The following is a 26847-nucleotide window of genomic DNA, read 5'->3' as shown; positions in this document are numbered from 1 at the left end:
CTGGTACGGGGGAGCAGCCACTGTGGACGCAGGGGAGGGTCAGCGGCTGCTGGCCGGCAGATACGCGCTGGGCGAGCGGCTGGGCCGGGGCGGGATGGGCACGGTCTGGCAGGCCAGGGACGAGCTGCTGGACCGCGAGGTGGCGGTCAAGGAACTGACGGTCAGCCATCTGCCTGAGGAGGAGCTGGAGATCCTCCAGTCCCGGATGAAGCGCGAGGCCAGGGCGGCCGCGCGGATCAAGCACCCCGGTGTGATCACCATCCACGACGTGCTGGAGCAGGACGGCCGTCCGTGGATCGTGATGGAGCTGATCGACGGCCGCTCGCTGGCCGATGTGATCAGCCAGGACGGCACTCTGACGCCCCGGGAGGCGGCCGAGGTCGGCGCCCAGGTGCTGGCCGCGCTGCACCGGGGGCACCAACTCGGCGTACTGCACCGGGATGTGAAGCCCGCCAACGTCCTGCTGGAGCACGGCACCGGACGGGTGGTGCTGCTGGACTTCGGGATCGCCACCTTCGAGGGCTCGACCGAGCTGACCAGGCCGGGGGACCTGGTCGGATCGCCGGACTACCTGGCGCCGGAGCGGGCCCAGGGCGAGCGTCCGGGACCGGCCTCTGACCTGTGGGGTCTCGGCGCGACGCTGTACGCGGCGGTGGAGGGCGAGTCGCCGTTCCGGCGCAGCTCGCCGATCACCACGCTGGCCGCCGTGGTGGGTGACCCGCTGCCGGAGCCGCGCCGGGCAGGGGCGCTCGGCCCGGTGCTGGCGGCGCTGATGGCGAAGGACCCGGCCGACCGGCCGGGGGCGGACCAGGCGCTGCGGATGCTGGCGGAGGTGACGGCCGGTCACACCCTGGAGATCAAGGCGGCGCCCGCGCCCCGGCCGCAGGTGGAGCCGACCCAGTCCGTCCCGGTGGTGGACCGGTCCGAGCCGGCCGAGCCGGTGGTCGCACCGGAACCGCCGACCGAGCGGCTGGCCCGTCGTCGGGTCTGGCTCCGGGTGCTGGTGGCCGGGGTGGCCACGGCGGTGCTGGCGGGGGCCGCCACGTACGCGGTCACCACCGTGACGAAGGGCGGCGCGGCGGCGCAGGAGCAGCAGCAGAGCCCGGTGCCGACCACGTCGGAGTCCTCGGCGGCCGCGCCGAAGGGCTACCGCTGGGTGGACGATCCGGCCGGGTTCCGGTTCCTGCTGCCGACCGAGGGTGGTACCTGGGCGCGCTCGGTGGAGAACAACCAGATCTACTACTCGCCGGACCGGCCGGAGAGCCGCCAGCGCTACCTGCAGTTCGCGGTGGCGGTGGGCCAGCCGCTGGCGCCGATCGCGCACTTCCGGGAGCTGGAGCTGTCGGTCGAGAAGGCGAGCAAGGACTACCGGCAGATCTCGCTGACCAAGGTGGACGTGAACGGGGCCGAGGGTGCGGTCTGGGAGTTCACGTACACCAAGGACGGTAACCGACGGCACGTCAAGGACGTGGAGTTCCGGGATGCCAAGGGCACCTCGTACACGCTGCTGGTGGCCACGCCGGACAACGACAAGGACTGGGTCGCGGGGCAGCGGATCCTGACCACGGTACTCAACGAGTTCGTACCGACGAGATAAAGATCTGCCACAGATATTTTCCTGTTACCGACGGGTACCGTTCGGGGCTTCGAGCGCCTAGGCTGCGCCCCATGACGGACATCACGGCAGTCGGACAGACCACCGGACGCAACCCTGCCGCCCCGGGCGCGGCCCGGACGGTCGCCTCGGCGGTCCCGGCGGCGGTGGTCGCCCGGCTCGCCAAGGGCGTCACCGCGACCGGCGAGCCCGAGCTGGTGCACACCACCGCTCCGCTCACCGGCGAGCGGCTGGCCACCCTGCCGCAGTCCACCCCGGCCGACGTCGAGGTGGCGTACCAGCTGGCCAGGCGGGCCCAGAAGGCGTGGGCCGCGCTGCCGGTGCGCCGCCGGGCCGGAGTGCTGCTGCGCTTCCACGACCTGCTGCTGAAGCGGCAGGACGAGGTGCTCGACCTGATCCAGGCCGAGACCGGCAAGGCCAGGCTGCACGCCTTCGAGGAGGTGCTCGGCGCCGCGCTGGCGGCCCGGCACTACGGCCGGAAGGCGCCGTCCTACCTGCGCGACCGCCGTCGTGGCGGTGCGATGCCGGTGCTCACACACGCGATCGAGGCCCGTCGCCCCAAGGGCGTGATCGGGCAGATCTCGCCGTGGAACTACCCGCTGGAGCTCTCGGTCGGCGATGCGCTGCCCGCCTTCGTGGCCGGCAACGCGGTGGTCAACAAGCCGGACACACAGACCGCGCTGACCGCGCTCTGGGCCCGCGAGCTGCTGATCGAGGCGGGGCTGCCCGCCGACCTCTGGCAGATCGTGATCGGCGACGGACCGGTGATCGGCCCGGCCGTGGTCGAGCACGCCGACTACGTCTCGTTCACCGGCTCCACCCGGACCGGCCGCGACGTCGCCCAGCGCGCCGCCGCCCGGCTGGTCGGCGCCTCGCTGGAGCTGGGCGGAAAGAACGCCCTCCTGGTGCTCGCCGACGCGGACCTGGACAAGGCTGCCGAAGGCGCCGTCCGGGCCTGCTTCTCCTCCGCCGGGCAGCTCTGCATCTCGATCGAGCGGCTCTACGTGCACCGCTCGGTGGCCGAGGAGTTCCTCCGCCGGTTCGCCGAGCGGACCAGCGCGCTGCGGCTCGGCGGCGGTCTGGCGTACGGGGCGGACATGGGATCGCTGGTCTCCGACCGGCAGTTGGAGACCGTCACCCGGCATGTGGAGGAGGCCGTCAAGGCCGGCGCCACCGTGCTGGCGGGCGGTCAGGCCCGTCCCGACCTCGGCCCGCTGTTCTTCGAGCCGACCATCCTGGACGGGGTCACCCCCGGCATGTCGGTCTGCGGCGAGGAGACCTTCGGCCCGGTCGTCTCGGTCTACCGTTTCGACACCGAGGACGAGGCGGTCGAGGCCGCCAACTCGACCACGTACGGCCTGAATTCGAGCGTCTGGACCAAGGACGCCCGGCGCGGCCGGGCGATCGCGGCCCGGCTGCGCACCGGCACCGTCAACGTGAACGAGGCGTACGCCGCGGCCTACGGCTCGGTCGGCGCGCCGATGGGCGGCATGGGCGACTCCGGGCTCGGCCGCCGGCACGGCTCGGACGGCATCCTGCGCTTCACCGAGGCGCAGACCATCGCCACCCAGCGGATGCTGCCGATCGGGCCCTCGCTCGGTCTGGACGACGAGAAGTTCGCCGCGCTGTTCACCACCAGCCTGAAGGCGTTGAAGGTCCTCCGTTTCAAGTAGTCGAGGCTTCAAGTAGAGCGTTCTTTCTAGGAGTTGCAGACAATGGCGGATGGCGCTCTCGACTACGACGTGGTCGTGGTGGGTTCGGGTTTCGGCGGTTCGGTGGCCGCGCTGCGGCTGACCGAGAAGGGGTACCGGGTCGCGGTGCTGGAGGCCGGGCGGCGGTTCGGCCCGGACGAGCTGCCGAAGAACTCCTGGGACACCAAGAACTACGTCTGGGCTCCCGCCCTGGGCCTGTACGGCATCCAGCGGATCCACCTGCTGGCCAACGTGCTGGTGCTGGGCGGGGCCGGGGTCGGCGGCGGCTCGCTGAACTACGCCAACACCCTGTACGTCCCGCCGAAGCCGTTCTTCGAGGACCGGCAGTGGCAGCACATCACCGACTGGCAGGAGGAGTTGGGCCCGTTCTACGACCAGGCCCAGCGGATGCTCGGGGTGCGTACCAACCCGACCATTACCCCCTCCGACGTCCACCTGAAGGCCGCCGCCGAGAAGATGGGCGTCGCCGACACCTTCCACCTGGCGCCGGTCGGCGTCTTCTTCGGCGACGGCCGGGACGGTGACGGCGAGGCCAAGGTGGCGCCGGGCACCGAGGTCGAGGACCCGTACTTCGGCGGGGCCGGGCCAAAGCGGAAGTCCTGCATCGAGTGCGGTGAGTGCATGACCGGCTGCCGGCACGGGGCCAAGAACACCCTGACCGAGAACTACCTCTACCTGGCCGAGCGGAACGGCGCCGAGATCCACCCGCTCACCACGGTCGAGCGGCTGCGCCCGGTCGAGGGCGGCTTCGCGGTAGACGTCCGGCGCACCAACTCCCGTTCCAAGGACCGGGAGAAGGCCGGCGCCCGGACCATCACCGCCGCCAGGGTGGTGGTCGCGGCCGGTACCTACGGCACCCAGACCCTGCTGCACCGGATGCGCGACAACGGCCATCTGCCCGCCATCTCGGCCAGGCTCGGAGAGCTGACCCGGACCAACTCCGAGGCGCTGGTGGGGGCTTCCACCACCGACCGGCGGTACGGCGAGAAGGTCGACTTCACCAAGGGCGTCGCGATCACCTCCTCGATCCACCCGGACGAGTTCACCCACATCGAGCCGGTCCGCTACGGCAAGGGCTCCAACGCGATGGGCGCACTCAGCGTGCAGCAGGTGCCCGGGGTCGGCCGCGGGCCGCGCTGGCTGCGGTACGCCGTCACGGCGGCCAGGCACCCGGTGATCTTCGCGCAGTCGATGAACCAGCACCGCTGGTCGGAGAAGACCATCATCGGCCTGGTGATGCAGTCGCTGGACAACTCGATCACCGTCTCGCTGAAGAAGTCCGGGATCGGCAAGGGCAAGCTGACCTCCCGTCAGGGTCACGGTGCACCGAATCCGACGTACATCCCGGCCGCCGAGGCGGGCGCCAGGGCGTTGGCCGAGTCGATCAACGGCTTCGCCGGCAGCACGGTCGGCGAGATCTTCGACATCCCGATGACCGCCCACTTCATCGGCGGCTGCCCGATCGCGGACAGCCCCGAGGGCGGCGTGGTCGACCCGTACCAGCGGCTCTACGGCTACCCCGGCATCAGCGTGGTGGACGGCTCCACCATCTCCGCCAACCTCGGCGTCAATCCCTCACTCACCATCACCGCCCAGGCGGAGCGGGCTATGTCGATGTGGCCGAACAAGGGCGAGGCGGACGCCCGCCCCGAGCAGGGCGCGGAGTACCGCCGGGTGCCCGCGGTCACCCCGCTGGCGCCGGCCGTCCCGAAGGGCGCCTTCGGTGAGCTGCTGATCCCGGTGCCGAAGGTGCCGAAGAAGCTCGGTTGACACTCTCTCGACGGCGGTGGGATAAACGGCCCCTGACGAGGGGGACGAGATGGCGATCTGTGGTGGGTGCGGCGCGGCGTCGGCCGATGGGGCGACGCGCTGTGCGGCGTGCGGGCAGTCGTTCGCGATCGGTGAGGTCGAGTTCGGCGGTGGTGGGCTCGGTGCGCCGTTGCAGCAGGGGAGTTGGGGAGCCGGGGTGGAGGTCGGGGCGCGGCCCCGGCCGGCCGTGCTGCGCTGGTTCACCGAGGCCGACTGGCGTCCGGCGCTGAGGGTGGTGGCCGCGCCGACCGCGCTGCTGCTGGTGGTCGCGTTGCTGGTGTCGTTCGGCCTGGCCGGCGAGCGCGGAACCCTCGGCTTCGGCACTCGCTTCGGCGTCGCGCTCGCTGTCGTGCTGACCGCTTTCGGCGGCCCGGTCGGCAGTCGCATCGAGATCGGTGACGAGAAGTTCTCCTCAGCGATGGTCAACCAGATCTGGGTACTGCCGATGACGGTCACCCTGCTCTGGGCCGTTCTGTTCGCATACGGCCTCCGGGCGGCCAGGCGGCGCCTGGCGCCGGAGCCGACCGTCCGTCGGCTGCTGGTCGAAGCCGGACGCCCGGTGCTGTTGACGGTGGTGGTCACCGCCGCGCTCGGCCTGCTCGCCGGGGTCGATCACCACACCTCCGGCCGCCGGGAGGAACTGGGCGGGCCGATGGACTGGCTGTTCCAGTTCGCCTTTGCCGACCATGTGACGGTGTCGGTCGGCACGGCCTGGTCGACACTCGGCTCGGCCGTCCTGGCCACGGCTCTGGCTGCGGGGGTGTACGGCGCGGACAGGCTGCGCAGGGCCCTCGGCGACTGGACGGCGAGTGCCGCGGCCGCCGCTCGGGCGCTGTCGCTGACGGTCGCGTTGGCCGCCGTGGTGGCGCTGGTCCTGACGGCTTCGCTGATGCCGCTGGAGGTGACACTGCTGGGGCTCCTGGTGCTGCCCAACCTCGGGCTGAACCTGCTCGGTTTCGGCTCGGGTGCCACAGCGGGGCTGTGGCAGGAGCGCAGCGGGCCGGCCGAGGTCGACCTGCGCGACGACCTGGACCAGAACTTCTCGCTCTTCGACCTGGCCGGGCAGACCGGTCACTGGCGGTGGACCGTACTGCTCGCGCTGGCTGCCGCTCTGCTGCTCGGTTGGGCGGTGCGCCGGTTCGACCTGGCCGGCCGGATCCGGGCGGCGGGGTTCTACTGGATCGGCGCCGGCCTGCTGATGCTGCTCTCCGGGATGACCCAGTGGAGCGGCGTCGACCTGCGTGGCATGGCCGGCGAGGCGTTCGGGGTCGACCCGGCCGAGCCCGTGGGCGCCGAGGCCTCGGTCGGTCTGGCGGTGCTCCCGGTCCTTGCGGCCAACCTGGTCTGGACGGCGGTCGGTGCGTTCGCGGTGCCGCTGCTGTTCCGCCGCGAGCCGCTGCCGGTGCTGCCGGTGCTGCCGCCTGAGCTGCCGTCAGTGGTCCCGCCGCAGCCGACACACGTGCCGTTCACCGGTGAGGTGCTGGACTCGCACACGACCGACAGGTAGCCGGACGGGCAAAGGGCCCCGCGGGGGAACGGGGCCCTTTGTCGTTCAGCACACGGCGTCAGGGCGGCGCCGGTGCTGCGGTGACGGCGCCGGGGGATGAGCGCCGTCCGGAAGGATGGTCCGGACGCGAGGCGTCCCTTAACGGAGCGTGATGTTCAGGCTGACGACAGGTCAACCCCGCATGCAGCATCGTGCTGGACGGAGCCCCGGGTCTGCAACCGGTTCGACGCAGTTCGGTACAGTCCGCCTCGTACTCGGTCGGACCGGCGTACCCTGTCCGACGGTTCGGAGACGAGCGAATCAGACCGGAAGGTCGACTACGCTCCGTAGTAGTGGCCAGTGGGGACGGGTCGAGAGCTCCAGAGGTACGGCGGCCGGAGCCCGGCGTCCCGGACGCAGGCCGCCGTACCTCTTTCACTGGTTTCAGTCGTGCCCGGGCGGCTGTCCCCTGCCGATCCGGTCACACCACCCGCGCACGGTCCCACGGCGGGCCGTCCCCGACAGGGGAGCGGCGGCGCCACGCGCGCCGGTGGACTGAGAGATCCACGCGCATGGGTCGGGTTCGACCACCCGGCCGGCCTCGCGCCTGGCAGGCGCGACCCGGAAGGTGCGGTCGTCAGGAGCAACGATCCTGCCGGGCGCCGGTCACGCCGGACGGCGTGGGCAAGCGGGTGAAACAGGGGCGCTGTGTCGGCCGGTAGAATCTGAGGTGACACCCCCACACCGCTGCCGGAAGGCCGTCCGTGTCCTCTGCTACTCCCGACCTGTCCGCTCCCGAGCTCGACACCGTACTGGTGGTCGACTTCGGCGCCCAGTACGCCCAGCTCATCGCCCGTCGGGTGCGTGAGGCCCGGGTCTACAGCGAGATCGTCCCGAGCACCATGCCGGTGGCCGAGATGCTCGCCAAGAACCCGAAGGCGATCATCCTGTCCGGTGGCCCCTCCTCGGTCTACGAGGACGGCGCGCCCCGCCTGGACCGCGCGATCTTCGAGGCCGGAGTCCCGGTCTTCGGCATGTGCTACGGCTTCCAGCTGATGGCCATCACGCTCGGCGGCACCGTCGACAACTCCGGTGCCCGTGAGTACGGCCGCACCGAACTGCATGTCAGCAAGTCCGGCTCCACCCTGTTCGAGGGCACCCCTGCCGAGCAGGCGGTCTGGATGTCGCACGGCGACGCCTGCTCCGCCGCCCCCGAGGGCTTCACCGTCACCGCGTCCACCGACGTGGTGCCGGTCGCCGCCTTCGAGAACGACGAGAAGAAGCTCTACGGGGTCCAGTACCACCCCGAGGTGCTGCACTCCACGCACGGCCAGCAGATCCTGGAGCACTTCCTCTACCGGGGTGCCGGGATCGCGCCGAACTGGACCACCGTCAACGTGGTCGACGAGCAGGTCGCGCTGATCCGCGAGCAGGTCGGCAGCAAGCGCGCGATCTGCGGTCTCTCCGGTGGCGTGGACTCCGCCGTCGCCGCCGCGCTGGTGCAGCGGGCCATCGGCTCGCAGCTCACCTGCGTCTACGTCGACCACGGTCTGATGCGCAAGGGCGAGACCGAGCAGGTCGAGAAGGACTTCGTCGCCGCCACCGGCATCCAGCTCAAGGTGGTCGACGCCCAGGAGCGCTTCCTGACCGCGCTGGCCGGGGTCAGCGACCCCGAGCAGAAGCGCAAGATCATCGGCCGGGAGTTCATCCGGGTCTTCGAGCAGGCCCAGGCCGAGATCGTGGCCGAGGCCGGCGAGCACGGCGAAGAGGTCGAGTTCCTGGTCCAGGGCACCCTGTACCCGGACGTGGTGGAGTCCGGTGGCGGCACCGGCACCGCCAACATCAAGTCGCACCACAACGTCGGCGGGCTGCCCGAGGACCTGCAGTTCAAGCTGATCGAGCCGCTGCGCAAGCTGTTCAAGGACGAGGTCCGGATGGTCGGCCAGGAGCTCGGCCTGCCGGAGGAGATCGTCCAGCGCCAGCCGTTCCCGGGCCCCGGCCTGGGGATCCGGATCGTCGGTGAGGTCACCAAGGAGCGGCTGGACCTGCTCCGCGAGGCCGACGCGATCGCCCGCGAGGAGCTCACGCTGGCCGGTCTCGACCGCGAGATCTGGCAGTGCCCGGTGGTCCTGCTGGCGGACGTCCGCAGCGTCGGCGTGCAGGGCGACGGCCGCACCTACGGTCACCCGATCGTGCTGCGCCCGGTCTCCTCCGAGGACGCCATGACGGCCGACTGGTCCCGCCTGCCGTACGAGGCGCTGGCGAAGATCTCGACCCGGATCACCAACGAGGTCAAGGACGTCAACCGGGTGGTGCTGGACATCACCAGCAAGCCCCCGGGCACCATCGAGTGGGAGTAATTCCCACCGTGTGATGAACGGCCGCGCCGCTGCCCCCGTATGAAGGGGTGGCGGCGCGGCCGTTTCGGTAGGGGGCCGTGCCACCGAAACGGCGGGACAACGGGCAGAATCGGACCGGACCTGTCAGCAGTTGACGGGCCGTGAGCGGAGGGTGTCGGCGCATGGCGGTGGGGCATGGTGGGCCGGAACAGTCGGGAAGAGCGGAACGAGTGGCGCAGTGGCGGGAGTTGGGCACCCGGTACGCACTGCTGCCGCTCCGGCTGTTCCTCGGACTGACCTTCGTCTATGCCGCCTTCGACAAGCTGTCGGACTCGCACTACCTGGCCGGGGCCGGTGACGCGGCCTCCTTCGTCTCGCAGACCACTGCCGTGAAGCCGCTCAGCCCGATCGGCTGGGCGCTCGGTCCGGCGCTGGACTACCCCACCTTCTTCGCGCTGGCCATCGCCTTCGGCGAGCTGGCGGTCGGCCTCGGCACCCTGTTCGGCCTCTGGGGCCGGATCGCGGCCACCGGTGGCGCCCTGATCAGCCTCAGCCTCTGGCTGACCGTCAGCTGGAACGTCGCGCCGTACTACCTCGGCAACGACCTGGTCTACCTGATGGCCTGGCTGCCGCTGGTGCTGGCGGGCACGCCGTACCTGTCGGTCGACGGCTACCTGGCCGGGCGCTCGGGCCGGGACCGGGGGCGCGGGCTGGCGGAGGACCAGGTCCGCCGCCGGGCGCTGGTGGACGGCGGGATCGCAGCCGTCGCGCTGGGCGGGGCCGGGCTGCTGGCCGGGTCGCTGACCGCCACCTTCGGGCGGGACACCAAGACCGTCGCCGCCCCGACACCGCCGCCCACCTCCTCGCCGGGTGCCGCCACGGGCGGTGCCAAGGTGTCGGTCGCCGCCGCCAGTGTCCCGGTCGGCGGGTCGGCCCAGGTGAAGGACCCGGCCTCCGGCGACGCGGTCTACATCGTGCAGCCCAAGGCTGGGCAGTACTGCGGCTTCTCCTCGGTCTGCACCCACTCGGGCTGCGCCGTGGACGCTCCGAAGAACAACCAGATGTACTGCCCCTGCCACGGCTCGAAGTTCGACGCCACCACCGGTGCGGTGATCAACGGACCGGCCACCAAGCCGCTGCCCAAGTACACCGTCACCAAGAACGGTGACCAGCTGGACCTGGGTGCGGTGCAGTCCTAGAGCTGTCGTTCGTCGGGGTCGGCCGGGAGCTCCCCTGCCGACCGGCCGCGCCGGGTCATCGCCGTCACCGCGCCGGCCAGGCCGGCCGTGCCGAGCACGATGAAGGTGACCGGGAGCACGATCCGGCCGTTCACCGTGCGGTCGTTCAGCGAGGCGACCAGGTAGAGCACGGCGATCACGGTGAACAGGGTGCCCGCGATCAGGGAGTAGACGTCCAGCCGGTGCTTCCTCATGACTGCACCACCCTGAGGTCGCCGAGGCCGACGGTGAGCGTGAGGTCGAGCGTCCCCTTGGACGGCTGACCGTTGGTCGGATGCAACAGGTACTCCACGTTGTTGCCCGCCCCCGAGGACAGGTTGCGATCGGCGACCCGGACGTCGCCCAGGACGGCGTGCAGGGTCAGTCGGACGTCCACGTCACCGGGGACGGTCACCCGCAGGTCACCCGCGCCGAGCTTGGCCGCCGTGGTGACGGTGCCGCCCGCCGGGTCGATCCCGCTCAGGTCGAGGCCGGCGTCGCCCGCGCCGAGCCGGTACTCGGGCTGCACGTCGGCGACCGAGGCGGGCGCCCACAGGCGGTCCCCGAAACTGCCCTCCAGGGTGACGTTCGAGCCGGAGGCCGCCGCCAGCGCGACGGTCAGCAGCACGGCGGGTACGGTCAGCCCGCGCGCCCGGCCGTACCGGGCGCCGACCAGGACCACCACCCCGAGCGCGAGCAGTGCGGCCGACAGCACGGTGGAGACCCGCACCGTGTCACCCTGACTCCTCATCAGCCACCAGGCCAGCGTGCCCGCACCGCCGGCCAGCAACAGCCCGGCCGGGCCCAGGAACGACCGCTCCCGGCGCACCACGGGTCGCGGCCGCGGCGGCAGCGGGGCGGACCGGCCGCTCTTGCGCAGCGGGTCGCCCGGCGGCAGATCGGTGCGCTGCCACCACGGCAGGGCCTCGTGCGGCGGACGCGGGGCCGGTGGCGGCTGCGGGGCCAGCGGCGGCTGGGGGAGCTGCCCGGCGTACGGGTTGCGCTCCGGGTGCCGCGGATCCCAGAGGTAGCCGGAAGGACCCGGCGCCGGGGTGTCGGCCGGTACGGTGCCCGCCGACCGCTCCCGGGCGTGCTGCTCGGCCGCCCGCTCCCGCCAGTGAGCCGGAGTGCCACCGAGGTCGTACGGGTGGCCGTCCTCGTCGACCGGCCGGTCGTACGGCCCGGCCGGGCCGTCCTGCCGGTGGTGGAAGCGCCGGCCGAGGCGGCCCCGGCGGCGCCGCTCCGGGTCGTACCTGACGGCCAGCAGGATCAGGCCGCCGAGCAGCAGGATCGGGAACAGCTGCCCGCCGTCGCCCATCGAGGAGAAGAACACCCCGGTGCCGATCAAGGTCAGCAGCACCGCGCCGATCGACTGCCCGTCCACCCGGCCGGTCAGCACCCGTTGCAGCTCGGTCCGGCCCGGCCGGCCCTCGGCCGTCGGCTCGCGCGGCACGATCAGCCAGGCCAGGCCGTACAGGAAGAGGCCGAGGCCGCCGGACAGGCAGAGCACCGCGATCACCACCCGGAACACCACCGGGTCGATGTCCAGGTGCCGCCCGAGACCGCCGCAGACGCCGGCCACCACCCGGTGCCGTTCGCTGCGGGTCAGTGGCGGGCGCTGCCGCTCCGGGTCGGCCGGCGTGCCCGTCGGGCCCGGCGCGGTGATCTGGTCGTCCGTCATGCCTCCATCCTGCTGGTCCGACCGCTCGTGCCCAACCTTCCGGTGCCCGGTACGGACCCTGATCTCTCCCTGAGAAGGATCGGGGGTGCCACCCTGATGCGTTCGGGGTGGCGGACGTGTGACCATCGGTGGCGTGGCAGCACCCGGCACCGATCCCAGACCCCTCGCACCCGACGGCCCGCGAACTTCTGACGCACCGTCAGCCGACCTCGGGGTGGCGCCCCCGCCCTACCGCCGGCTCTACCGGAGCCCGCACGGACGGATGCTCGGCGGCGTGGCGCACGGCCTGGCCCTGCACCTCGGCCTGCCGGTCACCTGGGTTCGGGTCGCCTTCGTGCTGCTGTTCTTCGCGCAGGGGATCGGGGTGCTGCTGTACGCGGCGTTCTGGTTCGTGGTGCCGATCGGCATCGGCCAGCCCGCGCCGGGCGGCGGACCGCGCTGGGCGTACGTCAACGGCGGGTTCGTGCCCGCCGACGCGGTGGTCGGCGGCGAGCTGCGCAAGGGCCGGCCCGGCCGGGTCGGCCGGCTGCGCGAGCTGCTGCAGCGCACCTTCCACGGCGAGACGGCGGTGGCCGGAGGCGGTTCGGAGGCCGTCGCGGACGCCAGGCCGGCCAGGGGCGGGCTCGGGCAACTGCTCGCGCTGCTGCTGCTGGTGGTCGGGATCATGGCACTGCTCAACGCGCTGCACATCCAGACCGCCAGGCCGTACGTCTGGCCGCTGCTCACCATCGGGGTCGGCGTCGCGCTGGTCTGGCGGCAGGCCGACGACTCGCGCTGGCAGCGCTGGTTCGGTCTGGAGGAGGGCACCAAGCGGCGGGCCGCGTACACCAGGGTCGGCACCGGGGTGCTGCTGGTGGTCGCGGGCACCGTCGGCTTCCTGATCCTGCAGGGCAGTGACTCCACGGTGTCCTCGGTGATCGAGGCCGCGCTCGCGGTGCTGGCCGGCGTGCTGGTGCTGGTCGGCCCGTACGCGCTGCGGATGTGGCAGGACCTCGGCACCGAGCGGACGGCCAGGATCAGGGCCCAGGAGCGGGCCGAGATCGCCGCCCACGTGCACGACTCGGTGCTGCACACCCTGACGCTGATTCAGCGCAACGCCGACGACGCCAAGGAGGTGCTCCGTCTCGCCCGGGCCCAGGAACGGGAGTTGAGGCTCTGGCTGTACCGCCCGGAGGCCGCCGCCGAGGCCGCCCCCGACACCCTGGCCGAGCGGATCCGCTCGGTGGTGGCCGAGGTGGAGGACCTGCACGGGGTGCCCGTCGAGCTGGTCTGTGTCGGCGACTGCCCGATGGACGACCGGATCGCGGCCCAGATCCAGGCCGCGAGGGAGGCAATGGTCAACGCCGCCAAGTACGGTGGCGGAGGACCGGTCCAGGTCTACGCCGAGGTGGAGGGACGGACGGTGTCGGTGTTCGTCCGCGACCACGGGCCCGGCTTCGACCCGGACAGCGTGCCGGAGGACCGGATGGGCGTACGGGAGTCGATCATCGGCCGGATGAAGCGCAACGGCGGCACCGCGAGGGTGCGGCCCGCGCCGGACGGCGGGACCGAGGTCGAGCTGGAGATGGAGAGAGCAGATGACTGACGCTGTGTCGGGGGCCGTTGAGGCTGGGCCGGACCGGGTTGCCCGGGTGGTGCTGGTGGACGACCACCGGATGTTCCGGACCGGGGTGCGGGCCGAGATCGGGCGCACCGAGGTCACCGGCATCGACGTGGTCGGGGAGGCCGACGACGTCGAGTCGGCGATCCAGGTGGTGGCCGAGACCCGGCCCGACGTGGTGCTGCTCGACGTCCACCTGCCCGGCGGCGGTGGGGTCGAGGTGCTGCGCCGCTCCGCACCGCTGATGTCCGACCCGAACGGGGTCCGGTTCCTGGCGCTGTCGGTCTCCGACGCCGCCGAGGACGTGATCGGCGTGATCCGCGGCGGCGCGCGCGGCTACGTCACCAAGACCATCACCGGTGCCGACCTGGTGAACGCGATCTTCCGGATCTCGGACGGCGACGCGGTGTTCTCCCCGCGGCTGGCCGGCTTCGTGCTGGACGCCTTCGCCGCCACCGACACCCCGCCGGTCGACGAGGACCTGGACCGCCTCACCCAGCGCGAGCGCGAGGTGCTCCGGCTGATCGCGCGCGGCTACGCGTACAAGGAGATCGCCAAGCAGCTCTTCATCTCGGTGAAGACGGTGGAGTCGCACGTGTCGGCGGTGCTGCGCAAGCTCCAGCTGAGCAACCGGCACGAGCTGACCCGCTGGGCGACGGCCCGCCGGCTGGTCTGACGGCAGTCCGGCGCCGGGGCGGGGGCTGGGGTCGGGGGGAGTGCGCTGTTTTCTCCGGAGGTGTCGGTGCGGGCCCATAGACTCGTAGGGCCATGACTAGCCTCTTTGACAACCTTCCGCTCCCCGGCTTCGAGCTTCCGTCCTCGGCCGGGTCGAAGCAGCCACCCGCAGAGCCCCCGTTCGCGGACGAGGAGCCGCCGCCGTACGACGATGTGCCGTACGACGACTCGTACGAAGAGGCGGTGCCGGACGGGCTGTTCCAGACCGACCACGCGGCTCAGGCCGAGCGGGACGCGTTCTACCGGAACGGTGCGGCGCGGACGGTGATCGATCCGGCGCAGCTGCTGGAGGGGATGAACGACCCGCAGCGGGAGGCGGTGATCCACTCGGGGTCGCCGCTGCTGCTGGTGGCCGGGGCCGGGTCGGGGAAGACCCGGGTGCTGACGCACCGGATCGCGTATCTGCTCGGGGCGCGGGGGGTGCAGCCGGGGGAGATCCTGGCGATCACCTTCACCAACAAGGCTGCGGGCGAGATGCGGGAGCGGGTCGAGGCGCTGGTCGGGCCGCGGGCGCGGGCGATGTGGGTGTCGACCTTCCACAGTGCGTGTGTGCGGATCCTGCGCCGGGAGAGCAAGGTGCTCGGCTTCACGTCGAGCTTCTCGATCTACGACTCGGCGGACTCGCAGCGGCTGATGGCGCTGGTCTGCCGGGATCTGGACCTGGACCCGAAGCAGTTCCCGCCGAAGTCCTTCACCTCGAAGATCAGCAACCTGAAGAACGAGCTGATCGACGAGGAGACGTACGCCGGCCAGGCGGCGAACCCGATGGAGCGGAAGCTCGCCGAGGCGTACCACCTCTACCAGCGGCGGTTGAGGGAAGCCAACGCGCTGGACTTCGACGACATCATCATGACCACGGTGAACCTGCTCCAGGCCTTCCCGGACGTGGCCGAGCACTACCGGCGGCGGTTCCGGCACATCCTGGTCGACGAGTACCAGGACACCAACCACGCCCAGTACATGCTGGTCCGGGAGTTGAGCGGTGGCGCGGTGGCCGCGAAGCCGAAGCGGACGGTGGACGGGGACTTCGTGAACCCGGCGGCCGGCCGGCTGTCCGAGGTGCCGCCGGCCGAGCTGTGCGTGGTGGGTGACGCGGACCAGTCGATCTACGCCTTCCGTGGCGCGACGATCCGGAACATCCTCCAGTTCGAGGAGGACTACCCGAACGCGACCACCATCCTGCTGGAGCAGAACTACCGCTCCACGCAGACGATTCTGAGCGCCGCGAACTCGGTGATCGAGCGCAACACCGGGCGCCGGGAGAAGAAGCTCTGGACGGCCGGTGACCACGGCGAGAAGGTGATCGGCTACGTCGCGGACGACGAGCACGGCGAGGCGCAGTTCATCGCCGACGAGATCGACCGGCTGACGGATGCCGGGCACGCCCGGCCCGGTGACGTGGCGATCTTCTACCGGACGAACGCGCAGTCCCGGGTGTTCGAGGAGGTGTTCATCCGGGTCGGCCTGCCGTACAAGGTGGTCGGCGGGGTGCGCTTCTACGAGCGCAAGGAGGTCCGGGACGTGCTCGCGTACCTGCGGGTGCTGTCGAACCCCGAGGACACCGTGCCGCTGCGGCGGATTCTGAACGTGCCCAAGCGCGGGATCGGCGACCGCGCGGAGGCGATGATCGACGCGCTCTCGCAGCGTGAGCGGATCAGCTTCTCGCAGGCGCTGGTGCGGGTGGACGAGGCGTACGGGATGGCCGCCCGGTCGGCCAACGCGGTGCGCAAGTTCAACGAGATGATGGCCGGGCTGCGGCAGATCGTCGAATCCGGGGCAGGTCCGGCGGCGGTGCTGGAGGCGGTGCTGGAGGAGACCGGGTATCTGGCGGAGCTTCAGGCGTCGACCGACCCGCAGGACGAGACCCGGGTGGAGAACCTCCAGGAGCTTGCCTCGGTGGCGCTGGAGTACGAGCAGGACCCGGGCGAGCGGCCGGAGGGTGACGACGAAGGGACGCCGCCGGTCGGCTCGTTGGCGGACTTCCTGGAGCGGGTCGCGCTGGTCGCGGACTCGGACCAGATCCCCGACGACGAGGACGGGGCAGGGGTTATCACGATGATGACGCTGCACACCGCGAAGGGGCTCGAGTTCCCGGTGGTGTTCCTGACCGGCATGGAGGACGGGATCTTCCCGCACATGCGGGCGCTCAACCAGGTCAAGGAGCTGGAGGAGGAGCGGCGGCTCGCGTACGTCGGGCTGACCCGGGCGCGCGAGCGGCTGTACCTGACCAGGTCGGTGCTGCGCAGTGCGTGGGGGCAGCCCTCGTACAACCCGGCCTCGCGGTTCCTGGAGGAGATCCCGGCCGAGCTGGTGGAGTGGAAGCGTACGGGGGCGTCGGCGGTGCCGGCCTCGCGGTTCTCGTCCTCGGGTGGCTTGTCCGGCTCGGGTGGTTCGGGTGGTTCGGGTGCCAGGAAGTCGGCGGGGGCGGCGAGTTCGCCGAAGGCCGGCTGGGGTCAGTCGGCCCGGCGGGTCACCGAGCGGGAGGCCGTCTCGCTGGCGGTCGGCGACCGGGTCACCCACGACAGCTTCGGGCTCGGCACGGTGGTGGCGACCACGGGCGAGCTCAGCCGCCGAAGATCGCGTTGGGGTCGCCGGTGTACCAGACGTTGTCGATGTGCAGGCGGCGGATGGTCCAGCGGGCGTCGTCCCGGACCAGGTCGACGGCGTAGCGGTTCTTGAGCAGTGCGTGGGTGGCGTGGTCCGCGGTCAGCAGGTGCTGGGCCTCGACCAGGGCGGTCAGCGAGGCGGTGTCGCCGGTCACGGTGATCCGGGGATTGGTCACCACGTGGGTGGTGACCACCCGGTCGGCGAACATGGCGAGGATGTCGCCGACGATGGCCTCGCGTCCGGTCATCAGCGGCGGTTCGGCTCCCCACTTTGCAGCGGCCGGGCGGAAGTCGAGTTCGGCGTCGGGGGCGAAGGCGGAGGCGAACAGGTCCTTGTCGTGGAGATCCTGGCCGAGACCGAAGCGGAGCAGCGCGTCCAGGATCTCGGTCCGGTCGCGGAGTTCGCGCAGCAGGGCGGTCGGGTCCTCGGCGGTGGCGGCGAGGGCGTGGTCGGTGGTGACGTACATCGGGGGCTCCTGTTGCTCGGTGGTGGTTCCACTCTGAGGCGGGCCGCCGCGCCGATCAACGCGCTTCTGCGCAAGGATCGTTGAGTCACCCTTAACGGTGGGAGGGACATGCTGGAACGGCACGAGTTGGAGATCTTCCTGACCCTGGCCGAGGAGTTGCACTTCGGTCGCACCGCCGAGCGGATGCACCTCTCCACGGCGCGGGTGAGCCAGACGATCGGCGCACTGGAGCGCAGGGTGGGGGCGCTGCTGTTCCGGCGGACCAGCCGGCGGGTGGAACTGACCGCGATCGGGCTCCGGTTGGAGCAGGATCTGCGGCCCGCCCGGGACCTGATCGAGGCGGGGCTCGCGCGGGCGGTCAACGCGGGGCGGGGCTTCAGCGGGGTGCTGCGGGTCGGCTTCACCGGGACGCCGGGCGGTCAACTGCTGGTCGATGCGGCCGAGTTGTGCAGGAAGCGGCAGCCCGAGTGCGAAGTGGTGATCCGGGAGGTGCAGCCCGGCGACGCGGCGGCATGGCTGCTGACGGGGGAGGTGGAGCTGGTGCTGACCTGCCTGCCGCTGGCGTCGTCGGTGGAGGGCCTGGTGGCGGGGCCGGTGCTGGTGACCGAGGCGCAGCTGCTGGCGGTGCCGGGTGGGCACCGGCTGGCGGGGCGGGAGTCGGTCTCGGTGGCGGAGCTCGGCGAGCTCCGGCTGCTGGCGGCCGAGACGTCCCTGCAGGAGGCACTGACGCTGGTGGGGGCCGGGCAGGGGGTCTTCCCGGTGGGGGCGCACGTCCGCCGGTACCACCCGCGGCCGGATGTCGGGTACGTGCGGCTCGACGGTGCCGAGCCGCTGGAGTGGCGGCTGCACTGGCGGGCGGACGGGGCGACCGCCCGGGTCCGGCTCTTCGAGGAGGTCATGCGGGAGCTGCTCGGCGTGCCTGGCTGAGGGGGTGTCGGGGCCCGTGGATGTTGTGATTTTCCCCTCCTCTGGGGAGGGGAATCCGCCAACGGGCCCCGGGAGCGCTAACCTCCCCTCAGATTCGTTATCAGTGGTTAACCACGTGCGTCCGATCAGGTCGGCCGCTGGTGGTGGGACGACGTGGTCCAGGAGGCAGTCATGGGTGTGTCAGGGCCGATCCGTGTGGTCGTCGCCAAGCCGGGGCTTGACGGTCACGACCGGGGCGCCAAGGTGATTGCGCGCGCCCTGCGGGACGCCGGTATGGAGGTCATTTACACCGGCCTGCACCAGACGCCCGAGCAGGTCGTCGACACCGCGATCCAGGAGGACGCGGACGGGATCGGCCTGTCCATCCTGTCGGGCGCTCACATGACGCTCTGCGCCCGGGTGATCGAGCTGCTCAAGGAGCGGGACGCGGCGGACATCAAGGTCTTCTGCGGCGGGATCATCCCGGAGGCCGACATCATCGAGCTCAAGCGGATCGGGGTCGCGGACATCTTCACCCCGGGCACCCCGACCCGCGACGTGGTCGCCTGGGTCGAGGCGAACCTCCGCGTCGCCAGCTGATCGGTCGTCGGTCAGCCCGCCAGTTCGGCGAGCATGACGGCCCGGAACCGGAGCGTCTCGGCGAGCCGGGCCAGGGTGTCCGCCCAGGCCGAGTTCGGCGTCGCGTCGGCGGCCAGGGCGGCGACTGCGGGTGCGGTTTCGGGCGCAAGGGCGCGCTCGGTCATGCCGAGCACCCCGCTGTGGCTCCACGGGTACGCTCCCGAGGCGGCGGCCCGCTCCAGCGCCGCGACCACCGCGGTGCTCAGCGGCGGGGTCCAGGGCGTGGCGCAGGCGCCGAGCAGTTGGAACGCCTCGCCGAGCCCGTGGGTCTGGATGAACGCGGCCGTCCAGGCGGCCCGTTCGGACTCCGGCAGGACCGCGAGCAGCCGGGCCGGTGCGCCCGGCGAGGGCTTACCTGCCGTACGTGCCGGTAGGTTGCCGGTGCGCCGGGGAGCCGGACCGAGCAGGGCGCGGGCCCAGCCGGCGTGCTGCTGACGGACCGCCGCGCGGGCCCAGGCCTCGTGCAGGTCCTCGGCCCAGTCAGGACCGGCCGGGTCGGTGTCGCTGACGGGCAGTCGGAGCAGCTGCTCCGGGGTCAGCCCGGTCTCCGTCGTCCAGTGCGCGAGCGGCGCGGCGGCGATCACCTCACCGAACCACCAGGCCCGCTGCCCCCGGCCGGTGGGCGACTTGAGCGGTATGCCGTCCCGCTGCATTCCGGCGTCGCACTCCAGGGGTGGGCTGACGGTCAGTCGGCTGGTTGCTTCCTCCAGGCGCACGGCGGCCCGGGCGCGCTCCGCCATCCGGACGGCCAGGGCCGATTCCGGGAGAGTGGAGAGCAGCTCGGCGGCGGTGGCCCGGACGTTCTTGCTCCGGTCGGTGAGGGTCGTCTCCAGGAAGCTCTCGTCGGCGAGGGACAGGCCTTCGTGCAGGGCGTCCAGGAAAAGCAGCCGGTCCTCGGCGCGCTCGGTGGACCAGGTGCCGCGCAGCAGCTCCAGCGCGGCGGTCGGCTCGGTCCGACGCAGCCGGGAGATCAGGGTGACCCGCTCGGCGAACAGGCCCTCCAGCCAGAGCTGTTCGTCGGGCTCGGCGGCCGGCTGCTCGGTGGCGGTGCGGTGGACGTACTTCCAGTCCGGATTCTGCCCGGCGAGCCAGCGGCCGAGCGGACCGGCGAGGGCCACCACGTCGGGGCGCAGCTCGCTGCGCGCCCGGGCGGCGTCCAGCAGCGCCGGGACGGCCGCCGCCGGGGCCCGGTAGTCATACCGGCGGGCGGCGGCGAGCCACTGCGGGAGCAGCTCGCCCAGGTTGGCGGTGCCGGTGTGGTGGCCGCCGAGCAGGACGGTCAGCCGACGGACGGCTGCTGACGGGGGCTCAGGCCGGGTGTCTTCGGCGGCCGGGGCGGGCGGCTGGACCGCCGGCTCCGGGCGGGCGCCGGCGCGGCGGCGGACGGTCTCCAGCGCGGCCAGATCGAGCAGCGCGGTGGCCGGGTCGGACCGGTCCACCTCGGCGGCCGGGCCGGTCGGGGTGGGCGGCAGAGGGCGGCGGTCGGTGCCGAGCAGGGCGGTGGTGTGCAGCTCCTGCCAGGCGTCGGTGACGGTCATCGAGGACTCCGTAGTAGTCAGGGCACACGGCTCGGAAGTCAGGGGCTCGGGGAACTGCGACGCCGGCCACGGGGCGAGGTCAAGGTGTGGGTGTGGTCAACCCCGGGCGCGGATGGCGATGCCTGGCGTGCGGGTTCAAGCGAAAGTGCCTGGCCAATCACGCGGCGATCACGTTCCTGAGGCCGGCGTCGCAGTTCCCCGAGCCCCTGGCGTGTGCCACTTGGCCGGGTGCCTAAGTGAGCGGTGTGGCCCGGCCGTTGGTGGGCCAGGCGGTGATCGGGGCGAAGCCGCGGTGGCCGGATTCGCCGAAGACGGTGAGGGGGTGGCCCGCGGAGACGGCGGCGAGGCGCCAGAGGGCGGGCTCGGGGCAGCTGCCGGTGCGGACGGGGAGGCTGTGCCGACCGTCCGTCAGGCGCCAGCCGTCGCTGCCGAGGACGGGGACGACGCCGGAGAGCACGGTCGGCCAGGAATCCACCCAGGGGTCTTCGGCGACCGCCCGGCCGTACTCGGCCACCGCCTCCCCAGCCGTCACTCCGTCGGGCACCGAGGCGTCCGGCTCCGGCTCGCCGTACCGGGTGCCGAGCACGGCCCGCAACGGGCGGACGCCGGGGTGGAAGGCGAGCTCGGCCTCCAGCAGCCGGCCGACGGGGAGGGCGAGCTCGGGGGCCCGGCCCGGGCCGCCGAAGGCGAGCAGCAGGGCGGGGCGGCCGGTCTTGGCGCCGCGGAGCCAGATCCGGCGGGTGGTCAGCCGGTCGTCGGCGGTGTCCCGGGAGCCGAGCACCAGCCAGCGGTCCCGGACCGTCGGCCCGGACAGCAGCTCGGCGGTGTCGGCGGGGACGCCGACCCGGTTGCGGACGGTGGCGGCGAGCTCCTCGGGCAGCTGGTCGGCCCGGCCGACCGCGCCCGCCAGCAGGTGCAGCAGTGCGTACTCGGCCAGTCGCTGCTCGCTCGGCAGGTGGCTCAACTCCCGGACCTGGGCGGCGAGTCTGGGTGCCTGGGCGTCGACCATCCGAGCCGCCACCTCGTCCCAGTCGCCGGGCGGTTCGTCGGCCAGGCCGTGCCGGACCCGGTCGGCTAGCCGGAGCCGCAGCTCGGCTGCGCCGGCCGCGATCCGGGTGGTGCGGCGGGCGGCCCGGCGGGCGGCAGCGACCGGATCGGCCGGGGCGGTCGCGGTGGCGGCCGCGGCCCGGCGGGTGGCGGTCTGCTGACGGCTGTTCAGCCACTCGGCGACCCAGTCGGGCGGGGTGGCCGCGGGGACCGCCTCGCTGCCGCTCCAGAGCAGCAACAGGCCCAGCGCGTGCTTGCACGGGAACTTCCGGCTGGGGCAACTGCACTTGTAGGCGGGCGTGGTGAGCTCGACGACCGTTCGGTACGGCGTGCTCCCGCTGCCCGCGCACAGGCCCCAGAGTGCGCCCTCGCCCTGGCCGGTCACGGACCAGGGGGTGGCGGCGGACAGCTTGCCCGCGGCCTTGCGGGACGGCTGGTCGGGGGCGAGGGACAGGACGTGTTCGGTGCTCCAGCGTTCCTCCATGCCGATGACGCTAGGAGGGGGCACTGACAATCGAGCGGGTCGTTCACTCGAACTGATGATCTGTCACTCCTGGGGCTCGCATTGTCAGTCCCGAGGTGCATGGTTGTTCTCGCAGCCCGGGAACGGATGTCCGATTCCGGAGCCTGTCCTCACTGGTAAGACGCCTGCGCCCAGTCACCCCGACTTCTCCATTCCCTGCCACAGCTCTGCCCTTGAGCCTGCCCCGCGGCCGATCCGAAGGAGCCCTGATGACCACTCGCACGAGTGCCCCCGAGACCAGCGAGGTGCTCCGCGAGCACGCCGAGGACGCCTTTGCCGCCGAGCTCGCCGCCCTCGCCGCGCAGGACGACCGGCCGCGCCCCGAGCGCTGGCTGCTCTCGCCCTGGGCGGTCGCCACCTACCTGCTGGGCGGCACGCTGCCCGACGGCACGGTGATCACGCCCAAGTACGTCGGCCCGCGCCGGATCGTCGAGGTCGCCGTCACCACGCTGGCCACCGACCGGGCGCTGCTCCTGCTCGGCGTCCCCGGCACCGCCAAGACCTGGGTCTCCGAGCACCTCGCCGCCGCCGTCAGCGGTGACTCGACGCTGCTGGTGCAGGGCACCGCGGGGACGCCCGAGGAGGCGGTCAGGTACGGGTGGAACTACGCCCAGTTGCTGGCCAACGGCCCCAGCCGGGCCGCCCTGGTGCCGTCCCCGATCATGCGGGCGATGGCGGACGGCCAGATCGCCCGGGTCGAGGAGCTGACCCGTATTCCGGCCGACGTGCAGGACAGCCTGATCACCATCCTCTCGGAGAAGACCCTGCCGATCCCCGAGCTCGGTCTGGAGACCCAGGCGGTGCGCGGCTTCAACCTGATCGCCACGGCGAACGACCGCGACCGGGGGGTCAACGAGCTGTCCAGCGCGCTGCGCCGCCGGTTCAACACGGTGGTCCTGCCGCTGCCGGGCTCGCTGGAGGAGGAGGTCGACATCGTCACCCGCCGGGTCGGCCAGCTCGGCCGCTCGCTCGACCTGCCCGCGCTGCCCGAGGGCGCGGAGGAGATCCGCCGGGTGGTGACCGTCTTCCGCGAGCTGCGGGACGGCGTGACCACCGACGGCCGGACGAAGGTGAAGACGCCCAGCGGCACGCTCTCCACCGCCGAGGCGATATCGGTGGTTACCAACGGTCTGGCCCTGGCCGCCCACTTCGGCGACGGCGTGCTCCGGGCGAGTGACGTGGTCTCCGGTGTCGCGGGTGCCGTCCTGCGCGACCCGGCCACCGACCGGGTGATCTGGCAGGAGTACGTCGAGGGCGTGCTCCGCGAGCGGGACGGCTGGAAGGACTTCTACCGCGCCAGCCGGGAGAACTCCCGCTGACCGACGCCTGGTTGAGCCACAGGCAGTAGACGACTCGTTCGAGGGGAGCACGGTATGAGCGACGCAGCGGTGACGTTGCTGGGCATCCGGCACCACGGCCCGGGTTCGGCCCGGGCGGTGGCCGCCGCGTTGGAGCGGCTGCGGCCGGACGTGGTGCTGATCGAGGGCCCGCCCGAGGCGGACGCCGTGGTCGGCCTGGCGGCCGAGCCCGGCATGGTGCCGCCGGTCGCCCTGCTGGCCCACGCGGTGGACGACCCGGCGCAGGCGGCGTTCTGGCCGTTCGCAGCCTTCTCCCCGGAGTGGGTGGCGATGAAGTGCCGGGGGGCACTTCCGCACCCGATGGCCGGGCGCCCGAAGCCCCCGATGGCGATGGCGAGTTGCCGCACGATCCGATCGGGCAGCTGGCCGCTGCGGCCGGTCACGCCGACTCCGAGAGCTGGTGGGAGGACGTGGTCGAGCACCGCGCCCCGTCCGCCGACCCGGGGGCCGACGCGCTGGCCCCGTTCGCCGCCGTCGCCGAGGCGATGACGGCACTGCGCGAGCGGGCCGCCACCAGCCGCCGGGACGAGCTGCGCGAGGCGTACATGCGCCAGGCGGTCCGGGCCGCCCGGCGCGCCAAGTACGTCCGGATCGCGGTGGTCTGCGGTGCCTGGCACGTCCCGGCGCTGAGCACCATGCCGACCGTGGCGCACGACCGGGCGCTGCTGGCCGAGCTGCCGAAGAAGGTGCGGACGGAGATCACCTGGGTGCCCTGGACGCACCGCAGGCTCTCCCAGCACACCGGCTACGGCGCGGGCATCGACTCGCCCGGCTGGTACCACCACCTGTTCACCAACGGTGCTTCGGGCGAGGGGAGTTCGGGCGGCGGGAGTTCGGGCGGCGGGTCGCGGGCCCTGGCGCACTGGATGACCAGGGTCGCCGAGCTGCTGCGGGCCGAGGACCACCCGGTCTCCTCGGCACACGTGATCGAGGCGGTCCGGCTGGCCGAGACGCTCGCCGCGATGCGCGGCCGCCCGCTGGCCGGGCTGGCCGAGACGCTGGACGCGGTCCGGTCCGTGATGTGCGACGGCTCGGAGGTGGCCCTCGCGCTGGTGCAGGACCGGTTGGTGGTCGGCGACGCGCTCGGCGAGGTCCCGGAGTCGGCGCCGACGGTGCCGCTCCAGCGGGATCTGACCAGGCTTCAGCGCAGCCTGCGGCTCAGACCCGAGCCGGATCCGCGCGAGCTCGACCTCGACCTCCGGAAGGAGAACGACACCGCCCGCTCGCTGCTGCTGCACCGGCTGCGGCTGCTCGGCATCGACTGGGGCAGCCCGGCCCGCTCGACCGTCAACTCGACCGGCACCTTCCGGGAGAGCTGGCGGCTGCGCTGGCAGCCGGAGTTCGCGGTCCGGATCGCGGTGGCGGCCCAGTGGGGCACCACGGTCGAGGCGGCCGCCMCCGGCCGCGCGGTCGAGCGGGCCGCCCGGGCGACCGCCCTGCCACAGCTCACCGAGCTGGTCGAGCACTGCCTGCTGGCCGGGCTGCCGGCCGCTCTGCCCGCCGTGATGCGGGCCCTCGCCGACCGGGCCGCCCTCGACACCGACGTGGCCCAGCTCGCCGAGGCGCTCCCGGCACTGGTCCGGGCGCTGCGGTACGGCGACGTCCGAGGGACCGACAGCGCGGCCCTGGAGGGTGTCGCCCGGGGCCTCGCCGACCGGATCTGCGTCGGGCTCCCGCCCGCCTGCGTCGGGTTGGACGCGGAGCAGGCGGCCGCCCTGCGCGGCCATCTGGAGAGTGTGCACGCCGCGATCGGCCTGCTGGAGACGGACGAGCCGCCCCGGGCGGCGGCGCCCGCCGGCTCGTCGGCCGACTCGCTGGGCGAGCGCTGGGCGGCCACGCTGCGCTCGCTGGCGCGGCGTCAGCCCCCGGCGCAGGCAGGAGCCGGCGTGCCCGGGTTGCTCCGGGGCCGGGCCACCCGGCTGCTGCTGGACGGTGGGCGGATCGACTCCGAGGAGGCCGGGCAGCGGCTCGGCCTGGCTCTCTCGCACGGCAATCAGCCGGCCGACACCGCGGGCTGGGTGGAGGGCTTCCTGGCGGGCAGCGGCGTACTGCTGCTGCACGACCCGGCACTGCTCGGCCTGCTCGACCGCTGGCTGAGCGGGGTGCCCGCCGAGGCGTTCACCGACGTCCTGCCGCTGCTGCGGCGCACGTTCGCCGCCCTGGAGGCCGGGGTCCGCCGCACCGTCGGCGAGCGGGTCGCGGCCGGTGCCCTGGGCAGCACCGCCGCCGGATCCAGCTCGGCCGCGCCGCCCGCCGAGCTGGACGACGAACGCGCCGACGCCGCCCTGCCGGTGCTCACCCTGCTGCTGGGGCTGAGCCCGGACAGTACCCCTGCCACCCCCGTGGCCCGGATCCCCCGTCAGACCGACCGCAGGAGTGCCGGATGACCACCACTCAGTTCGCCCCCGGCCCCGACACCCCCGAGCAGGACCGGCTCCGCCGCTGGCGCCTGGTGCTCGGTGGCGACTCCGACGGCACCGGCTGCACCCTCACCGGCCGGGACGCCGCGATGGACGGCGCACTCGCGGCGCTCTACCGGGGCGCCGAGGCAGCAGGCCCCGGCGGTCGGTCCAGCGGGACCAGGACGGCCGGTCTCGGCGGCTCCGCCCCGCAGGTGGCCCGCTGGCTCGGCGACATCCGGGAGTACTTCCCGACCTCGGTGGTGCAGGTGATGCAGCAGGACGCGATCACCCGCCTCGGGCTGGAGCGGCTGCTGCTGGAGCCGGAGATGCTGGAGGCCGTCGAGCCGGACGTGCACCTGGTCGGCACCCTGCTCTCGCTCAAGCACGCTCTGCCCGAGACCACCAGGGAGACCGCCCGGGCGGTGGTCGGCAAGGTGGTCGCCGACCTGGAGCGCAGGCTCGCCGACCGGACCAGGACCACCCTCGGCGGCGCACTCGACCGCAGTGCCAAGGTCAACCGCCCCCGCCACCAGGACATCGACTGGGGTCGCACCATCCGGGCCAACCTGACCAACTACCTGCCCGAGTACCGCACCGTGGTGCCCGAGCGGCTGGTCGGCTACGCCCGGGCGCAGCGCGCGGTGAAGAAGGAGGTGATCCTCTGCGTCGACCAGTCGGGCTCGATGGCGCCCTCGGTGGTGCACTCGGCGGTGTTCGGCGCGGTGCTGGCCTCGATGAAGAGCCTGTCCACCCGGCTGGTGGTCTTCGACACCTCGGTGGTGGACCTGACCGAGCAGCTCACCGATCCGGTGGACGTGCTGTTCGCCACCCAGCTCGGCGGCGGCACCGACATCAACCGGGCGCTGGCGTACTGCCAGTCCCGGATCACCCGGCCGGCCGACACCGTGGTGGTGCTGATCAGCGACCTCTACGAGGGCGGTATCCGGGACGAGATGCTCAAGCGGGTGGCCGCGATGAAGGCGTCGGGCGTTCAGTTCGTCGCGCTGCTCGCACTCTCCGACGAGGGAGCCCCGGCCTACGACCACGCGCACGCCGCCGCGCTGGCCGCGCTCGGGGCGCCCGCCTTCGCCTGCACACCGGACGCCTTCCCGGAGATCATGGCCGCCGCGATCGAACGCCGCCCGCTGCCGATCCCGGAGAGCTGAC

General features: G+C 72.6%; 18 protein-coding genes and 2 pseudogenes. 15 read left to right on the top strand and 5 right to left on the bottom strand.

Annotated elements, in window-relative coordinates; genetic code table 11:
- Window positions 1–22: 22 nt before the first annotated feature.
- From ACXJMZ_RS05575 to ACXJMZ_RS05545, 7 genes and pseudogenes are all read left to right on the top strand, one after another.
- The gene (locus ACXJMZ_RS05575) at window positions 23–1597 is read left to right on the top strand and encodes a protein kinase domain-containing protein (RefSeq protein ID WP_457028862.1); all 1575 of its coding nucleotides are present in this window, start codon (window positions 23–25) and stop codon (window positions 1595–1597) included.
- A 71-nt stretch (window positions 1598–1668) separates the two neighbouring features.
- The gene (locus ACXJMZ_RS05570; protein WP_457028861.1) at window positions 1669–3288 is read left to right on the top strand and encodes a succinic semialdehyde dehydrogenase; all 1620 of its coding nucleotides are present in this window, start codon (window positions 1669–1671) and stop codon (window positions 3286–3288) included.
- A 42-nt stretch (window positions 3289–3330) separates the two neighbouring features.
- The gene (locus tag ACXJMZ_RS05565) at window positions 3331–5097 is read left to right on the top strand and encodes a GMC oxidoreductase (RefSeq protein ID WP_457028860.1); all 1767 of its coding nucleotides are present in this window, start codon (window positions 3331–3333) and stop codon (window positions 5095–5097) included.
- A gap of 49 nt (window positions 5098–5146) precedes the next feature.
- Window positions 5147–6643 (top strand): hypothetical protein, encoded by a 1497-nt coding sequence (locus ACXJMZ_RS05560; RefSeq protein WP_457028859.1) that lies wholly within the window; start codon window positions 5147–5149, stop codon window positions 6641–6643.
- Between the two features lie 743 nt (window positions 6644–7386).
- Window positions 7387–8982 (top strand): glutamine-hydrolyzing GMP synthase, encoded by a 1596-nt coding sequence (guaA, locus tag ACXJMZ_RS05555; protein WP_457028858.1) that lies wholly within the window; start codon window positions 7387–7389, stop codon window positions 8980–8982.
- A gap of 161 nt (window positions 8983–9143) precedes the next feature.
- Window positions 9144–9662: pseudogene (locus tag ACXJMZ_RS05550) on the top strand (DoxX family membrane protein); the annotation flags it as partial.
- 42 nt (window positions 9663–9704) lie between these two features.
- Entirely contained in the window at window positions 9705–10160 is a 456-nt protein-coding gene (locus ACXJMZ_RS05545; RefSeq protein ID WP_457028977.1) for a QcrA and Rieske domain-containing protein, read from the top strand.
- Here ACXJMZ_RS05545 and ACXJMZ_RS05540 read toward each other — a convergent pair.
- Window positions 10157–10393 (bottom strand): hypothetical protein, encoded by a 237-nt coding sequence (locus ACXJMZ_RS05540; RefSeq protein ID WP_457028857.1) that lies wholly within the window; start codon window positions 10391–10393, stop codon window positions 10157–10159. The genes ACXJMZ_RS05545 and ACXJMZ_RS05540 overlap by 4 nt on opposite strands.
- Window positions 10390–11859 (bottom strand): PspC domain-containing protein, encoded by a 1470-nt coding sequence (locus ACXJMZ_RS05535; protein WP_457028856.1) that lies wholly within the window; start codon window positions 11857–11859, stop codon window positions 10390–10392. Before ACXJMZ_RS05535 ends, ACXJMZ_RS05540 begins: the two co-directional genes overlap by 4 nt.
- 214 nt (window positions 11860–12073) lie before the next feature.
- Here ACXJMZ_RS05535 and ACXJMZ_RS05530 point away from each other — a divergent pair, with 214 nt between their 5' ends.
- From ACXJMZ_RS05530 to pcrA, 3 genes are all read left to right on the top strand, one after another.
- A complete protein-coding gene (locus ACXJMZ_RS05530; RefSeq protein WP_457028976.1) occupies window positions 12074–13444 on the top strand; it encodes an ATP-binding protein in 1371 nt (456 codons plus the stop codon).
- On the top strand, window positions 13437–14135 hold the full coding sequence (locus ACXJMZ_RS05525) for a LuxR C-terminal-related transcriptional regulator (RefSeq protein ID WP_457028855.1): 699 nt from the start codon (window positions 13437–13439) through the stop codon (window positions 14133–14135). The genes ACXJMZ_RS05530 and ACXJMZ_RS05525 overlap by 8 nt, the downstream gene beginning before the upstream one ends.
- A gap of 92 nt (window positions 14136–14227) precedes the next feature.
- Window positions 14228–16873 carry a DNA helicase PcrA gene (gene pcrA / locus ACXJMZ_RS05520; RefSeq protein WP_457028854.1) on the top strand — a complete coding sequence of 882 codons (2646 nt, stop codon included), beginning with the start codon at window positions 14228–14230 and terminating at the stop codon, window positions 16871–16873.
- On the opposite strand, the gene ACXJMZ_RS05515 is transcribed toward pcrA, so the two are convergent.
- Entirely contained in the window at window positions 16758–17267 is a 510-nt protein-coding gene (locus ACXJMZ_RS05515; RefSeq protein WP_457028853.1) for a nuclear transport factor 2 family protein, read from the bottom strand. The genes pcrA and ACXJMZ_RS05515 overlap by 116 nt on opposite strands.
- 108 nt (window positions 17268–17375) lie before the next feature.
- On the opposite strand from ACXJMZ_RS05515, the gene ACXJMZ_RS05510 reads away from it, so the two are divergent.
- Window positions 17376–18194 (top strand): LysR family transcriptional regulator, encoded by an 819-nt coding sequence (locus ACXJMZ_RS05510; RefSeq protein ID WP_457028852.1) that lies wholly within the window; start codon window positions 17376–17378, stop codon window positions 18192–18194.
- A gap of 171 nt (window positions 18195–18365) precedes the next feature.
- The gene (locus ACXJMZ_RS05505; protein ID WP_057231203.1) at window positions 18366–18773 is read left to right on the top strand and encodes a cobalamin B12-binding domain-containing protein; all 408 of its coding nucleotides are present in this window, start codon (window positions 18366–18368) and stop codon (window positions 18771–18773) included.
- 11 nt (window positions 18774–18784) lie between these two features.
- Here the strand turns inward: ACXJMZ_RS05505 and ACXJMZ_RS05500 are convergent, their stop codons facing one another.
- The gene (locus tag ACXJMZ_RS05500; protein ID WP_457028851.1) at window positions 18785–20350 is read right to left on the bottom strand and encodes a DUF5691 domain-containing protein; all 1566 of its coding nucleotides are present in this window, start codon (window positions 20348–20350) and stop codon (window positions 18785–18787) included.
- A gap of 232 nt (window positions 20351–20582) precedes the next feature.
- Entirely contained in the window at window positions 20583–21881 is a 1299-nt protein-coding gene (locus ACXJMZ_RS05495) for an SWIM zinc finger family protein (protein WP_457028850.1), read from the bottom strand.
- 248 nt (window positions 21882–22129) lie between these two features.
- On the opposite strand from ACXJMZ_RS05495, the gene ACXJMZ_RS05490 reads away from it, so the two are divergent.
- From ACXJMZ_RS05490 to ACXJMZ_RS05480, 3 genes and pseudogenes are all read left to right on the top strand, one after another.
- Window positions 22130–23239, top strand: a complete 1110-nt coding sequence (locus ACXJMZ_RS05490) for an ATP-binding protein (protein ID WP_457028849.1) — start codon at window positions 22130–22132, stop codon at window positions 23237–23239.
- Between the two features lie 54 nt (window positions 23240–23293).
- Window positions 23294–25665 (top strand): annotated as a pseudogene (locus ACXJMZ_RS05485) (DUF5682 family protein).
- Window positions 25662–26846, top strand: a complete 1185-nt coding sequence (locus ACXJMZ_RS05480; RefSeq protein ID WP_457028848.1) for a VWA domain-containing protein — start codon at window positions 25662–25664, stop codon at window positions 26844–26846. The pseudogene ACXJMZ_RS05485 and the gene ACXJMZ_RS05480 overlap by 4 nt, the downstream one beginning before the upstream one ends.
- The last annotated feature ends 1 nt before the right edge of the window (window position 26847 follow it).

This window comes from Kitasatospora sp. P5_F3 (assembly GCF_054049135.1).
This window is presented reverse-complemented; position numbering and strand designations above follow the sequence as displayed.

What these genes read in the sequence shown, in the direction of transcription:
- ACXJMZ_RS05480 (WP_457028848.1), top strand. Translation starts at nt 25,662, where the DNA reads ATGACCACCACTCAGTTCGCCCCCGGCCCCGACACCCCCGAGCAGGAC.
- ACXJMZ_RS05525 (WP_457028855.1), top strand. Translation starts at nt 13,437, where the DNA reads ATGACTGACGCTGTGTCGGGGGCCGTTGAGGCTGGGCCGGACCGGGTT.
- ACXJMZ_RS05510 (WP_457028852.1), top strand. Translation starts at nt 17,376, where the DNA reads ATGCTGGAACGGCACGAGTTGGAGATCTTCCTGACCCTGGCCGAGGAG.
- ACXJMZ_RS05565 (WP_457028860.1), top strand. Translation starts at nt 3,331, where the DNA reads ATGGCGGATGGCGCTCTCGACTACGACGTGGTCGTGGTGGGTTCGGGT.
- ACXJMZ_RS05535 (WP_457028856.1), bottom strand. Translation starts at nt 11,859, where the DNA reads ATGACGGACGACCAGATCACCGCGCCGGGCCCGACGGGCACGCCGGCC.
- pcrA (WP_457028854.1), top strand. Translation starts at nt 14,228, where the DNA reads ATGACTAGCCTCTTTGACAACCTTCCGCTCCCCGGCTTCGAGCTTCCG.
- ACXJMZ_RS05495 (WP_457028850.1), bottom strand. Translation starts at nt 21,881, where the DNA reads ATGGAGGAACGCTGGAGCACCGAACACGTCCTGTCCCTCGCCCCCGAC.
- ACXJMZ_RS05505 (WP_057231203.1), top strand. Translation starts at nt 18,366, where the DNA reads ATGGGTGTGTCAGGGCCGATCCGTGTGGTCGTCGCCAAGCCGGGGCTT.
- ACXJMZ_RS05560 (WP_457028859.1), top strand. Translation starts at nt 5,147, where the DNA reads ATGGCGATCTGTGGTGGGTGCGGCGCGGCGTCGGCCGATGGGGCGACG.
- ACXJMZ_RS05540 (WP_457028857.1), bottom strand. Translation starts at nt 10,393, where the DNA reads ATGAGGAAGCACCGGCTGGACGTCTACTCCCTGATCGCGGGCACCCTG.
- ACXJMZ_RS05570 (WP_457028861.1), top strand. Translation starts at nt 1,669, where the DNA reads ATGACGGACATCACGGCAGTCGGACAGACCACCGGACGCAACCCTGCC.
- ACXJMZ_RS05490 (WP_457028849.1), top strand. Translation starts at nt 22,130, where the DNA reads ATGACCACTCGCACGAGTGCCCCCGAGACCAGCGAGGTGCTCCGCGAG.
- ACXJMZ_RS05515 (WP_457028853.1), bottom strand. Translation starts at nt 17,267, where the DNA reads ATGTACGTCACCACCGACCACGCCCTCGCCGCCACCGCCGAGGACCCG.
- ACXJMZ_RS05500 (WP_457028851.1), bottom strand. Translation starts at nt 20,350, where the DNA reads ATGACCGTCACCGACGCCTGGCAGGAGCTGCACACCACCGCCCTGCTC.